This is a genomic window from Mesorhizobium huakuii (genome assembly GCF_030160235.1).
GTDB lineage: Bacteria > Pseudomonadota > Alphaproteobacteria > Rhizobiales > Rhizobiaceae > Mesorhizobium > Mesorhizobium huakuii.
In genome coordinates, this window is record NZ_BSNY01000037.1 from 24658 (window position 1) to 37856 (window position 13199).

A 13199-nucleotide genomic window follows, 5' to 3' on the forward strand; every position below is an offset into this window, starting at 1 on the left:
AAGCGTATTGACCGGCTCGCGACCTTTTGGTTTGTGCTTTGGCAACACACATATCTCTTGCCAACGAATCGGATTTGACCCGGAGGGACGCCATGAGCAGCATGAAAGATCGCGAAGAAGGTTTCGAGCGCAAATTTGCATTCGACGAAGAGCTTCGGTTCAAGGCGTCGGCGCGCCGCAACAAGGCGCTCGGCCTGTGGGCCGCCGAAAAACTCGGAAAGTCGGGTGCCGACGCCGATGCCTATGCCAAGGAAGTCGTTGTTTCCGATATCGAGGAGGCCGGCGATCACGACGTGTTCCGCAAGATCCGCAAGGATTTCGATGCCGCCGGCGTCGAGCAGTCGGACCACCAGATCCGCCGCACCATGGACGAACTGATGGCGCAGGCGATCGAGCAGATCAAGAACACCTGATCCGGGCCGGCGCAGGTTTCGCAAAAGCGTCCCGGTTTTGCGACGGAACCTGCGGCAAAAGGAATGACTGGACCAATCGACCGCCCGGCCAAGCCGGGCGGTTTTTCTTTGCCTTTGCCGTGGTTTCCGGCTGAAACTGTATTAGAGCGACGTGCGTCCTTTTGGACGCACGAAGTACGCTCTGACGCTGTTAGCGTTTTCGCATCGGGCTTTCCGAAAATCGAAGCGATTTTCGGGTCGATGCGATGTCAACGAGGAAAGAGATTAGATGTCCCTGAAGTCCCGCCTTGCCGCCGATGAAACGCTGGTCACCGCCTGGTCCGGAGTGCCGGACGCCCTGACTGTCGAGATCCTCGCCAAACAGGGCTTCGATGCCATCACGCTCGACATGCAGCATGGCGGCCATCACGAGGACAGCGTGCTGCGCGGTCTCTTGCCAGTGCTTGCCGCAAACAAGCCGGCGCTGGTGCGCATCCCGGTCGGCCGTTTCGACATGGCAAGCAGGGCGCTCGATTTCGGCGCCGAGGCGGTGATCGCGCCGATGGTGAATTCGGTGGCCGATGCAAAGCTGTTCGCCGCGGCGATGAAATATCCGCCGCTCGGCGAGCGCTCGTGGGGCCCCACCTACGCCTTTCCGCGCCACGGCAAGGGCGACCATGCCGAGTGGCTGCGCGACACCAACCAGCGCACGATGGCTTTTGCGATGGTCGAGACGCGCGCCGCGCTCGACGCGCTCGACGGCATTCTCGACACGCCGGGCATCGATGGCATCTTCCTCGGGCCGTCGGATTTCTCGATCGCCTGGACCAATGGCGCCACGGTCAGTTCGACGCTGGAAAGCATGATGGAGACGGTGGCGTCGGTGGCCGAGCGCACCCGAAAGGCCGGAAAGCATGCCGCGATCTATGTCGTCGAACCGGCGATTGCCGGTCGTGTCGTCTCGATGGGTTATCGCCTGCTCGCCACCGGCTCCGAGCATGCGTTGATTTCGCTGGGGGCAAGGACTCTGCTGAAGGACATCAAGGATTCGATAGGGGCCTGAATCCGAACCGGACGAACTGCCGTCACCGCGCCGGGCGGTCAGACGCCCGCTGCAGCAGGCGCCGCGGCCATAGGACCGCCGCGCCTGAACCTGTTGAACAGGGCGCCGAGCGCCTGAACCCACCAGTTGTTGAAGGCCATCAGCGGCAACGCCACGAGGATCGAACCCAGTATGGCGGCGGCGGCACCGAGTGCGGTGGAGCCGCTTGCCAACAGCACCCATGACCCCAGCGAGCAGATAACGGGTACATGCACGAGGTAGAGCGGGAAAGACAGGTCGCCCAGGAAACGTGCCGCCTTGCCCGAGAGCCATGATGGCGGCTCATCCACACTCAGCACCGCGTAGACCAACATGATGCTTGCCGGGATGGCTACGCAGGCTTGCCGCAGGCCTTCATCATCGGAAACCGCGGTCTCGAGCAGCGCAAAGGGCCGGTAAATGCCGACGGCACTCCCCGCATAGCCCAGCAGTGCAAGGGAAGCGATCACCATGGCGCCTCTTACCCAGCGGTTCGGACGCAAACCCATGGCGAGAAGAGGATAGAGCATGAGGCTGGCCGGAAAGGCACAGAAAAAGAAACTGACTTGCAGCGCCAGGAACACGGCTGCTGCTGTGCAGACCCAGAAGAGCAACGTCCAGCGGCCCAGGAGAAAGAAGACGATTGGGGCGAGGGCGAAGGTCAGCATGCTCCCCCAGAACTCGACCGTCATGGTCCACAGGCTGCTGTCATAATATTTGTCGCCGTAGATGAACGTGCGCCAGGCCCCTTGCAGGAACGCGTCGGAGAAACTCGCTGTCTCCGGCGACAGCACCTTTGAGGCATTGCCGAATCTGCCCAGCCACTCGGATTGGGTGATCGCAGCCGCATCCTGGAAGAAATACAGATCGAGCTTGAAGATGACACAGGATGCCAGAACCGTGACAAGCACTGGTCCGGCCAGACGAGGCAAACGCTTCATCGCACCCAGCAGTAGATCTTGTGCCTCGCGGGTCTGAAAATAGCGCTTCACAAGCACATAGGAAGACAGGACCAAAAACAAGTAGACGGCAGAGCCGCCATTAAAGGCGATAAACGCCAGACTCGTCCGGAGCGATTGCGCGGCGTTGTCTGCGTCGCCGCCCGCCGCCGACGGCGCAAAGGCACGCAAAATATGCCCATTCAGAACGATAAGCGCCGCGGCGCCTCTCAAGAATTCGAGCGAAGCGTCCTTGCGCAAGCGCTTACCCTCGTTTGAGCGTGACGAATTGTTATTGAGCAACATCGCACTTACACGGCGAACGGAGTTCGCCGCGCGTAAGAAGTATCGCGAGCCGCCTTAAATTATTGTTTATTGGAGCTCGGCGGTTTCTCCAGGGACTCTCCGCGCCGACTTAGGCGGGATTCAGAGATCCGTCAGGAATTTGGCGAAGGTCATCGAGCCTTCGGGCCAGGGACCGAAGCCCGAATCCTGGTTGAGATGACCGGTCTCGCCGGCATCGATGAATAGCGAACCCCAGGCGCCGGCTATGTCCTCGGCGACATCGAAGGCACAGAACGGGTCATTGCGGCTGGCGATCACGATCGACGGAAAAGGCAGCGGCTCGCGCGGGTACGGGCCGAAGGTCATCAGGTGCTTCGGCTTGATCCTGGGGTTGGCGACATCGGGCGGCGCCACGAAGAAGGCGCCGGCGACCGGTCTGACGAATTGCGGGATGGCCTGCACGGCCGCAGCCACACCCAGCGAATGCGCGACGATGACGACAGGCTTCTCGGCCTCGTTGACCGCCTTGGCCACGCTGGCCGTCCAGTCCTCGCGCACCGGCTTTGACCATTCGGCCTGCTCGACGCGACGCGCAGTCGACAGTTTCGACTGCCAGCGGGTCTGCCAATGCTCTGGCCCGGAATTGGTGTAGCCCGGGACGATCAGGATATCTGTGTCTTTGACTTTCATGGTGCTGAGATAGCGAGCGCGATTGCCTCATGCAACCGTTGATGGGCACGCATTGGCTCATAATAGTGAACACCATGTTCGCTTTTCGCCATCTTGTGTGAACGATCGCGATGGACGATCTGTCATGACGAGAGAAACAGCCGTGGAAGACCGGGATTTTGGCGCTGACACGACGTACAATGATCGGCGGCGCCGGGCTCCTGGCATTGGGAGCTTCATCAAGCGTTGCCGCAACGGAGACAACGATGAGCGAATTGCCATTTGCCGCCACCACGCCGGTGAGCGTTGCTCGAGTCGGGCTGAAGGCGCGTGATGCCGAAAGCCTAGCCGCCTATTACCGCAGGGTCGTCGGCCTGCAGGAATTGAGCCGTGCCGACGGCGCGATCACGCTCGGCGCCGGCAGCCGTCCGCTGCTGGTCCTCGAGCCGGATGCCTCCGCCAAGCCTGACGATCCGCGCAGCGCCGGCCTGTTCCACACGGCCTTCCTGCTGCCCAGCCGCGCCGATCTCGGCCGCTGGATCAACCACGCCATATCGGACAAGATCGCCATCGAAGGGGCTTCGGACCATCTGGTCAGCGAAGCGCTCTACCTGACCGACCCTGAAGGCAACGGCATCGAGATCTATGCCGACCGCCGGCCGCAGGACTGGAAGTGGAGCGGTGACAAAATTGCCATGGCGACCGAGCGGCTGAACATTCCTGCCGTCGTCGGCGAAGTGCCGGCGGGTGATGCGGGCTGGCAAGGCGCGCCGGAAAACAGCATTGTAGGCCATGTCCATCTGCGCGTCGGCAGGCCGGAAGAGGCGGAAGCCTGGTGGAACCAGGAATTCGGCTTTGATACGGTGGCCAGGTATGGCGGCCAAGCGGTGTTCCTGTCGTCAGGCCACTACCACCACCACATCGGCGCCAATGCCTGGCAGAGCGCCGGCGCCGGCCGTCGCGATCCGTCGCGCTCGGGCCTCGCCTGGGTCGAGATGCGTTCGGACAATGTGACCGGCGAAACGACCCGTGAGGATCCCTGGGGCACGGTGATCAGGACTGTGCCTGGCAAGGCGTGATTTGACTTCGGTACAGCGTCTTTCTCCCCGTATAGTGACGGGGAGAAGGAAAGCTCGCCTCAAGCCTCCCCAAACACCCGCCTGAAAATCGTGTCGACGTGCTTGGTGTGGTAGCCGAGGTCGAATTTCTCGCGGATTTCCGCCTCGGGCAGCGCGGCGGTCACTTCCTTGTCGGCCAAAAGTTCCTCAAGAAAATCAGCGCCTTGCTCCCACACCTTCATGGCGTTGCGCTGCACCAGCCGGTAGGAGTCCTCGCGCGACAGGCCGGCCTGCGTCAGCGCCAGCATGACGCGCTGCGAATGCACCAGGCCGCGGAACTTGTTCATGTTCTTCAGCATGTTCTCGGGATAGACGACGAGCTTGTCGACGACGCCGGTCAGCCGTGACAGCGCAAAATCCAGCGTCACAGTGGCGTCCGGACCGATCATCCGCTCGACCGAGGAGTGCGAGATATCGCGCTCATGCCAGAGCGCTACATCCTCCATCGCTGGCAGCGCCATGGAGCGCACCATGCGGGCGAGGCCGGTGAGGTTTTCCGTCAGCACCGGATTGCGCTTGTGCGGCATTGCCGACGAGCCTTTCTGGCCGGGCGAAAAATACTCTTCCGCTTCCAGCACCTCAGTGCGCTGCAGATGCCGGATCTCGGTCGCCAGCCGCTCCATCGACGAGGCGATGACGCCGAGCGTGGCAAAGAACATGGCGTGGCGGTCGCGCGGGATCACTTGCGTCGACACCGGTTCCGGCTTCAGCCCGAGCTTTGCCGCGACATGCTCCTCGACATAGGGTTCGATGTTGGCGAAGGTGCCGACCGCCCCTGATATGGCGCAGGTGGCGATGTCTTCGCGTGCATGCACCAGCCGCTCGCGGCAGCGCGAGAATTCGGCATAGGCCTGCGCCAGCTTGATGCCGAAGGTTGTCGGCTCGGCGTGGATGCCGTGGCTGCGGCCGATGGTGACGGTGTCCTTGTGTTCGAACGCACGGCGCTTGAGCGCTGCAAGCAGGCCGTCAATGTCGGCGAGCAGGATGTCGCTGGCTCGGGTAAGCTGGACGGCAAAGCAGGTGTCCAGGACATCCGAAGAGGTCATGCCCTGGTGGATGAAACGCGCGTCCGGTCCGACGAATTCGGCGAGATGGGTCAAGAAGGCGATGACGTCATGCTTGGTGACGCGCTCGATCTCGTCGATCTTCTCGACGTCGAATTTCGCGGCGCCGCCCTTTTCCCAAATGGTTTTGGCCGCTTCCTTCGGGATGACGCCGAGTTCGGCCAGTGCATCGCAGGCATGGGCCTCGATCTCGAACCAGATGCGAAACCGGGTTTCGGGCGACCAGATGGCGACCATTTCCGGCCGGGAATAGCGAAGGATCATCGGTCAGTCCTGATGTGTCTGGAGCAATTCCGGGAAAAGTGTGCAGCGGTTTTCCCACGGGAATTGCGAAAAAAAGGAGTTAGAGCGGGTCGGCGGTTCTACAAAACGCCGACCCGCTCTGGGTTAGCCCGCCTCCTAACAGAGACAGACAAAATGCTCAACGCTGCTGCTGTGCAAACCAGAGGCTGGCGGCGAACAAGGCGATGAACCCAAGCGGAAAATAGAGCCTGATGCCCAACACCACGAACTGGTAGGACGCCACCGCCATCGTGAAGGCGAGCTGAAACCCCCAGGTGAGGGTGAAGACGGGTGCATGCCATTCGGCATAGTAGGACCGGTACTGCAAGGCATAGAGCCCGGTGGTCAGCCCGATCGTCGCGGCGGCAAGGCACACCATTGCCGCTGCGAAGGCGACCTCCCGGCCCCTTCCGAGCGAGACCAGCCGCGCGGCGAACAGGCTGATCGGAAAGGCCAGCGCGCCGCCGCCCGCAAACAGCAGCGACACGGTGCGGATTTTCTCCGGCGTCACCCAATTATCCAGCAACAGGTTGATGAGCGCGCTCATGCCCATCGTTGCTGCCCACAAGAACGAACCGAAAAATGTCGCGCCCCACCCTGGCAAGGCGCGGCGGACGAAGTTCAAATTGCGGCTGAGTATGGCGGCGTGCGGTGTCACAGGCGGCCGGTCACGGCGATCCAGCGGAAGTCAGGACCCTCGAAGCCATATTGGCGTACCGCGATCAGCACCGCATAGGCGCTGAGGCTATCCATGGAAAAAGTCTGGACCGCACCGATGCGGTAGCCGTTCGGGCAGCCGCGGCTCTTGGGGATCGACTTGTCCTCGTGCAGCAGTTTGGTGGTGCCGCCATCCTGCGCCGCGACGCGCAGCAGCCGGAAGCCATTGATCTCGCCCTGGCTGTCGCAGCCTTCGGTGTTGTTCATGCCGATCTCGTCCAGCCGGAACTCGAGCGGTTGGTCGACCGGAGAGAAGATTGGCCGCGGATTGACCACTATCCGGTGCGGATCGGCCGAAAGCTCGGTCACCGGTCCTCGTGCAGCAGTTTGGTGGTGCCGCCATCCTGCGCCGCGACGCGCAGCAGCCGGAAGCCATTGATCTCGCCCTGGCTGTCGCAGCCTTCGGTGTTGTTCATGCCGATCTCGTCCAGCCGGAACTCGAGCGGTTGGTCGACCGGAGAGAAGATTGGCCGCGGATTGACCACTATCCGGTGCGGATCGGCCGAAAGCTCGGTCACCGGATTGAAACCGGCGGTGATGCCGCGATTGGCACTCAACTCGGCCTGGCTGACAATGGCCTCGCCCTTTTGCCGGGCCTCAAGACGCGCCGCGTCCAGTTTGGCTTTCTCGTCGTCGAGCCGGATCCTGATCGGCGTGCCCTTGAGAAAGCTGTCATCGCTCGTGTCGATGTAATAGCGGTTGGCATAGGGAAAGCCCGACCCGTCCTGGACGCCGTATTCCTCGAAGGCGAACACGCCGCCATCCTTGCTGAAGCCAAGGATTTCAAGGTCGGCGACATCGCCGGCCTGGGCGGCGATCGACGCGCCAAGCTGTGCGGCCAGGGAAACGGCAAACAGGAAAAGCATTCGCATCTTTTTCACTCCGGCAGCCGGGATCGATGCAATCCCTAGCACGACGAAATCAAAACGTCGTGCGGGTCAAAAGCCTATGCATCCAATCGGCTCGTCATTTGTTATTGTCGGCAGTCCCAATGGAGAACCACCATGACCGACACCAGCAAAATTCGCGAGCATATGGAAGTCGTCGGCGCCGATGGCGTGCATGTCGGCACGGTCGACAAGGTCGACGGCCAGCGCATCAAGCTGACCAAGGCCGACAGCGGCGAGGGCGCTCACAAGGGGCATCACCACTACATTCCTCTGGCCCTGGTTGCGGAAGTTGATGGCAAGAAGGTGTGGCTGTCGGCGAATTCCGATGTGGCGGTGACGTTCGAGGAAGAAAAAACCGATCCGGTCTGATCGACAGCTTTAACGCGACGACCAGACGGGAAACAGATCGTTGTCGGCTGGCGTCGCGGCAAACACGCCGCGGCTGATGGCGCGGGCCATGGTGGCGCCGGCCGCGGCATAGAGGTCGATTGCCGCATCGGCTTCCAGCCGGATACCGCTCTTACCGGTGGCCAGCGCGAAGACAAGGTCGCCGTCGGCCGGCGTGTGCGTCGGCCAGATGGCGCGCACGAAGCCGTCATGCGCCGACATTGCCAGGCGTTTCGCCGCGGCCTTGGTGAGAACCGCATCCGTGGCAATGACGGCGATGGTGGTGTTGCCGCCGGTTTCCATCTGCATGCCCGCATGCTTGTCGCGGTATTTCAGCGAGATTCTCTTCGCGTCATCAGGCATTGGCAAGGGATAGCCGAGCCCGCCGAATTCGTCGCCGATTTCGAAGGGCGCCGCCCAGAAATGGCGGCTGCGGCTGACGGTCACCGATCCGGTCGGATTGACGGCGGCCAGCGCGCCGATGGTGACGCCGGTGTCCAGCAGCGTCGAAGCGGAGCCAAGGCCGCCCTTCAGCCCGGCGGTCAAGGCACCGGTGCCGGCACCCGCCGTGCCCAACTGGAAATCGGTGGCGGCGGATTGTGCTGCCTGATAGCCGAGGTCACGGTAGGGAGGATAACGGCCCCAGTCCTTGTCGCCGCCATTGCGCAGGTCGAACAGAATCGCCGCCGGCACGATCGGCACGCGAAATCCGCCCACCTCGAAGCCGATGCCGCGCTCGCGCAACGCCGCTTGCACGCCGGACGCGGCGTCGAGGCCGAAAGCCGAGCCGCCCGACAGCACCACGGCATGGATCGTCTCGATCGAATTGTGCGGTTCGAGAAGGTCCGTCTCGCGCGTGCCCGGCGCGCCGCCCAGGATCTGGACACCGGCCACCGCCGGTTCGTCGCAAAGGATAGTCGTCACGCCGGACTTCAGCCGGGCGTCGGCGGCGTTGCCGACGCGCAGGCCGGCAACGTCGGTGATCAGATTGCGAGGACCGGTGCGGAACATCAATGGCTTTCCAAGGGCACGAAGCGCGTGCCGTCGAAGCGGAAGACGCGGTAGGGGCTCTGGCTGAGGTCGCCCTTGGCATCGAAGCGGACCGGCCCTATCGCCGTGGTGAAATCATGCCCGCTCAGCGCCTCGATCAGCGGCTTGTCCGGGGACAAGGCCGATGCGGCCTTGGCGATCTCCACCGCCGCATAGGTCGGCAGCGTGTAGCCGTCCGGCACGATCTTTTGCGCGGAGAAGCTTTCCAGCACCTTTGCGTCGGCGACATCGGCCCATTCGGGCGGCGCGATCATCAGTGTGCCCGTCGCATAGGGCACGTCACCGGGCGGCGTGCGCAGATTTTCGCCGCCGGCAAAGACGATGCCGGCCTGTAGTTGCGCGGCGTCGCGGCCCATGATGGCGATGTCGTCACCGTCGCCGCCGGCAAAGACATGGGTGGCGCCAGCCTTCTTCAGTCGCCCGATCATCCCTATCTGGTTGTCGAGCTGCGGCCGGAACGTGTCCACGAACACCGGTTTCAACGCCGCTTGCTCGGCCGCCGCGCGAAAGGTCTCGGCCATCTCGCGCCCGTAGATGGTGCCGTCGTCGATGATGGCGAACAGCTCCTTCTGCCACAGGTGGGTGAGGGTGGAGGCGACGGCGTTGCGCTCGTCGTCGCCACGCGGCCCGAGGCGATAGACCGGCCAGCCGGTCTTGGCGCGACGGTCGGTGAGGCTTTCGGTCCGCACGCCGACGGTGATGACCGGGATGTTGGCGTCCTTGAGGATCGGCATCGCCGCCTCGATGGCTTCGGTGCAGAGGAAGCCGACCACGAGACTGACCTTGGCCGCGGCAAAAACCCTGGCCGCGGCTGCCCCCCCGTCGGCGGTGCAGGCATCATCCTCGGTCTTGAGTTCGACGCCGTTTGCTTGCGCCGCGAGCCTGGCACCGGCCTCAATCTGCTTGCCGAGGATGGCTGACGGTCCCGACAACGGAGCGGCAACGCCGATCGTCAGCGTCTGGGCGCTGGCGGCGCCGGCCAGGAACAGCCAGGCCAGTGCGGCGGATATCGTTGCCCCGGGTCGCATCCTGCCGAAGAGTTCCTCCCAAGCCCGCGACAACAGTGCGAGCGCCAATTCTCGCCAAGACCTAAAGGCTGCCCGGCCTTGGTGCAACACGCGAATTCGGGGATATGGGCCAAGCACTTCGCTTGTGGCATGTCATGTCTGGCCATATATAGCGGTAGGGTTCTGGCTATGGACGATTTCCGGTGCTGAAGAAGAATGACATTGGACCGCAGGCCTATCGCGACGCGATGAGCCATTTTGCCGGCCACGTCCATGTGGTGACCACCGACGGACCCGCCGGCAAGCGCGGCACGACAGTGATCGCTGCTTGTTCGGTGTCGGACACGCCGCCGACCATTCTGGTCTGTCTCAACCGCGAAAATGCCAAGAATGAGCTGTTCGTGAAAAACGGCCGGTTTGCCCTGAACACGCTGGCTTCGCATCAGGAACCGCTATCGGTCGGCTTTTCCGGCATCACCGGCCTGCCGGTCGATGAGCGTTTCGCGCTCGGCGAATGGGATGTGATCTCCACCGGCGCGCCGACGCTGAAGGGCGCGCTCGCCGTGTTCGACTGCGAACTGATCGACACCAAGGACCTGGCCACCCATCGTGTGCTTTTTGGCAAGGTGACAGGCCTTCGCATGGGCGATAATTTGCGGCCGCTGATCTACCACGCTCGCGGCTACCACGTCCTGGACAGCGGAGCGGCGGCGTTCACGGAGAAAGAATGACCGAACTGGAACCGCGCCCCGTACCGCGGACGATCGACGAGACGCTCGATCTCTTGACCGGTGCGGACTATGTGGCGGACCGGTCGCTGGCGACCGTGCTTTTCCTGTCGCTGCGCATGAACCGGCCATTGTTCCTCGAGGGCGAGGCCGGCGTCGGCAAGACCGAGATCGCCAAGGTGTTGGCGCAGGCGCTTGGCCGCCGGCTGATCCGGCTGCAGTGCTATGAAGGGCTCGACGTTTCGTCTGCCGTCTACGAGTGGAATTACGCCGCGCAGATGATCGAGATCCGCATGGAGGAGGCGGCCGGCAAGGTCGACCGCACCGCCATGGAGCGCAACGTCTTCTCGGAAAAATACCTGATCCGCCGCCCGGTGCTCGATGCGCTGACCGGCAAGACGGGAGCGGCCCCGGTCTTCCTGATCGACGAACTCGACCGCACCGACGAAGCCTTCGAAGCCTTCCTGCTCGAAATCCTCTCTGACTACCAGGTGACGGTGCCCGAACTCGGCACCATCAAGGCGGAAGAGCCGCCGATCGTCATCATCACCACCAACCGCACCCGCGAGATCCATGACGCACTGAAGCGGCGCTGCCTGTATCACTGGGTCGATTATCCCAACGCCGAGCGCGAATTGGAGATCGTGCGCCGCAAGGTGCCGCGGGCCAACCAGCGGCTTTCGGCGGAGGTGGTCTCCTTCATCCAGAAACTGCGCCAGATCGAATTGTTCAAGGTGCCGGGCGTCGCCGAGACCATAGACTGGGCCGGCGCGCTGACCGAACTCGACAAGGTGGCGCTCGACCCGGAAACTGTTTCCGACACGATCGGCGTGCTGTTGAAATACCAGGACGACATTGCCCGCATCGGCACGGGCGAGGGCCGGCGCATCCTCGACGAGGTCAAGGCCGAGCTCGCGGCGGCGGAGTAACGCGATGAAGGCGCCGGGTGCTTACCCCAAGGAGGCCGACCCCAAAGAGGCGACGGCGGACGGACGCATCGCCGACAACATCGTCTATTTCGCCCGAACCTTGCGCAAGGCAGGCATGCGGGTCGGGCCGGCCTCGGTCAAGGATGCCATCGAGGCGGTGCTGGCCGCCGGCATCGGCTCGCGCGACGATTTCTACTGGACGCTGCATGCGGTGCTGGTGTCCAGGCACGAGGATCACCCGGTCTTCGACGAGGCCTTCCGGCTGTTTTGGAAATCGCGCGAACTGATCGAGAAACTGCTGGCGATGTTCTCGCCGGTGGCGCCCGACGTCAAGGAGAAGCAGAAGCCGCGCGCAGCCGAAAACCGCGTCAGCCAGGCGATGTTCGAAGGTCATCAGAAAAACCAGCCGCCTCAGGAGGTCCCTGAGATCGAGGTCGATGCCCGTTTCACCTTTTCCGGCAACGAGGTGTTGCGGGGCAAGGACTTTGCCCAGATGAACGCCGCCGAAATGGCGGATGCCAAGAAGGCCATCGCCGAGTTGCGGCTGCCTTTCGACATGGTGCGGACCAGGCGTTTCAAGGCCGATGCGCATGGCCGCCGCATCGACCCGCGCGCCATGATGCGCTCGGCCGCGCGCACCGGCGGTGAATTGATCCTGCCGAAATTCCGCTCGGCCCGTGAAGTCCATCCGCCGCTGGTGGTGCTGGCCGACATTTCCGGTTCGATGAGCCAATACACGCGCATTTTCCTGCATTTCCTGCACGCGCTGACGGAAAAGCGCCGCCGCGTCCACACCTTCGTCTTCGGCACGCGGCTGACCAATCTCACCCGTCAGATGCGCCACCGCGACCCGGATGCTGCCCTTGCCGACTGTTCGGCGGCGGTCAAGGATTGGTCCGGCGGCACCCGCATCGGCGACACATTGGCCGAGTTCAACCTGATATGGTCGCGGCGCGTGCTGGGGCAGGGCGCGGTCGTGCTTTTGATCACCGACGGGCTGGAGCGCGACGATGTCGCCGGCCTTTCCGAGGAGATGGAGCGGCTGCACAAATCCTGCCGGCGTCTGATCTGGCTGAACCCGTTGCTGCGCTTCGACGGTTTTCAGGCGCGCGCCCGTGGCGTCAAGGCGATGCTGCCGCATGTCGATGAATTCCGCTCGGTCCACAATCTCGATGCGCTCGCCGACCTCTGCGCGTCGCTTGACAAGAAGTCGGCACAGTCCGTCGATCCGCGCCGATGGATGGAAGCTGGCGCGAGGCACGCTGCGTAGCCATATGTTTTCCCGGCTCCCTGGAAAAACAGACCCTGAGAGAAGCAACGATGAACGACAGTCTTTATCTCGATGAGGCCCGCGATCCGCTGATCATCGCGGAAGGTTGGATGAAGGATGGCAAGGATGTCGCCATTGCCACCGTGGTCGAGACCTGGGGCTCGGCGCCGAGGCCTGTCGGCAGCCATTTGGTCATCGACGCCGAAGGCAATTTCCACGGCTCGGTCTCGGGCGGCTGCGTCGAAGGGGCGGTGGTGAGCGAGGCGATCGACGTGATCGACTCAGGCAAAGCCAGAATGCTTGAATTCGGCGTCGCTGACGAAACCGCCTGGCAGGTCGGCCTGTCCTGCGGCGGCCGCATCAAGGTGTATGTCGAGCGGTTGGGCTGATCT

15 protein-coding genes and 1 pseudogene are annotated in these 13199 nt (G+C 63.1%); 8 read left to right on the top strand and 8 right to left on the bottom strand.

The features are described from left to right. Positions 1–92: 92 nt before the first annotated feature. Both QQK95_RS19595 and QQK95_RS19600 read left to right on the top strand, forming a co-directional pair. Positions 93–413 (top strand): DUF1476 domain-containing protein, encoded by a 321-nt coding sequence (locus QQK95_RS19595; protein ID WP_010909104.1) that lies wholly within the window; start codon positions 93–95, stop codon positions 411–413. 268 nt (positions 414–681) lie between these two features. After that, on the top strand, positions 682–1455 hold the full coding sequence (locus QQK95_RS19600) for an HpcH/HpaI aldolase family protein (RefSeq protein WP_284275705.1): 774 nt from the start codon (positions 682–684) through the stop codon (positions 1453–1455). Positions 1456–1493: 38 nt separating this feature from the next. Here the strand turns inward: QQK95_RS19600 and QQK95_RS19605 are convergent, their stop codons facing one another. Together QQK95_RS19605 and QQK95_RS19610 are read right to left on the bottom strand one after the other, a co-directional pair. Next, complete coding sequence (locus tag QQK95_RS19605; protein WP_284275706.1) at positions 1494–2672, bottom strand: acyltransferase family protein; 1179 nt, start codon at positions 2670–2672, stop codon at positions 1494–1496. 165 nt (positions 2673–2837) lie between these two features. After that, entirely contained in the window at positions 2838–3386 is a 549-nt protein-coding gene (locus QQK95_RS19610) for an RBBP9/YdeN family alpha/beta hydrolase (RefSeq protein ID WP_284275707.1), read from the bottom strand. Positions 3387–3631: 245 nt separating this feature from the next. On the opposite strand from QQK95_RS19610, the gene QQK95_RS19615 reads away from it, so the two are divergent. Further along, entirely contained in the window at positions 3632–4444 is an 813-nt protein-coding gene (locus tag QQK95_RS19615) for a VOC family protein (RefSeq protein ID WP_284275708.1), read from the top strand. Positions 4445–4503: 59 nt separating this feature from the next. Here the strand turns inward: QQK95_RS19615 and purB are convergent, their stop codons facing one another. The 4 genes and pseudogenes from purB to QQK95_RS19635 all read right to left on the bottom strand — a co-directional run. Next, positions 4504–5811: an adenylosuccinate lyase gene (purB, locus tag QQK95_RS19620; RefSeq protein WP_284275709.1), complete on the bottom strand. Its 1308-nt coding sequence runs from the start codon at positions 5809–5811 to the stop codon at positions 4504–4506. 157 nt (positions 5812–5968) lie between these two features. After that, positions 5969–6487, bottom strand: coding sequence for a hypothetical protein (locus QQK95_RS19625; RefSeq protein WP_284275710.1), 519 nt, complete (start codon positions 6485–6487; stop codon positions 5969–5971). Further along, the gene (locus QQK95_RS19630; RefSeq protein WP_457920539.1) at positions 6484–6855 is read right to left on the bottom strand and encodes a DUF2259 domain-containing protein; all 372 of its coding nucleotides are present in this window, start codon (positions 6853–6855) and stop codon (positions 6484–6486) included. The genes QQK95_RS19625 and QQK95_RS19630 overlap by 4 nt, the downstream gene beginning before the upstream one ends. After that, positions 6855–7418, bottom strand: a pseudogene (locus QQK95_RS19635) (DUF2259 domain-containing protein); the annotation flags it as partial. The gene QQK95_RS19630 and the pseudogene QQK95_RS19635, both read right to left, overlap by 1 nt. Before the next feature lie 132 nt (positions 7419–7550). Between QQK95_RS19635 and QQK95_RS19640 the strand changes: the two are divergent. Next, positions 7551–7805: a DUF2171 domain-containing protein gene (locus QQK95_RS19640; protein WP_284275711.1), complete on the top strand. Its 255-nt coding sequence runs from the start codon at positions 7551–7553 to the stop codon at positions 7803–7805. A 9-nt stretch (positions 7806–7814) separates the two neighbouring features. Here QQK95_RS19640 and QQK95_RS19645 read toward each other — a convergent pair whose 3' ends face one another. Continuing rightward, a complete protein-coding gene (locus tag QQK95_RS19645) occupies positions 7815–8834 on the bottom strand; it encodes a P1 family peptidase (protein WP_284275712.1) in 1020 nt (339 codons plus the stop codon). Next, positions 8834–9901: a branched-chain amino acid ABC transporter substrate-binding protein gene (locus tag QQK95_RS19650; RefSeq protein ID WP_284275713.1), complete on the bottom strand. Its 1068-nt coding sequence runs from the start codon at positions 9899–9901 to the stop codon at positions 8834–8836. Before QQK95_RS19650 ends, QQK95_RS19645 begins: the two co-directional genes overlap by 1 nt. Before the next feature lie 182 nt (positions 9902–10083). Between QQK95_RS19650 and QQK95_RS19655 the strand changes: the two genes are divergently transcribed. From QQK95_RS19655 to QQK95_RS19670, 4 genes are read left to right on the top strand one after another with little or no spacing between them, the layout of a single operon-like run. Next, positions 10084–10611: a flavin reductase gene (locus QQK95_RS19655; RefSeq protein WP_284275714.1), complete on the top strand. Its 528-nt coding sequence runs from the start codon at positions 10084–10086 to the stop codon at positions 10609–10611. Further along, positions 10608–11537 (top strand): AAA family ATPase, encoded by a 930-nt coding sequence (locus QQK95_RS19660; protein ID WP_284275715.1) that lies wholly within the window; start codon positions 10608–10610, stop codon positions 11535–11537. The genes QQK95_RS19655 and QQK95_RS19660 overlap by 4 nt, the downstream gene beginning before the upstream one ends. Before the next feature lie 4 nt (positions 11538–11541). Continuing rightward, a complete protein-coding gene (locus QQK95_RS19665; RefSeq protein WP_284275716.1) occupies positions 11542–12807 on the top strand; it encodes a vWA domain-containing protein in 1266 nt (421 codons plus the stop codon). A gap of 50 nt (positions 12808–12857) precedes the next feature. Next, positions 12858–13196, top strand: coding sequence for an XdhC family protein (locus tag QQK95_RS19670; protein WP_284275717.1), 339 nt, complete (start codon positions 12858–12860; stop codon positions 13194–13196). Positions 13197–13199: the final 3 nt, after the last annotated feature.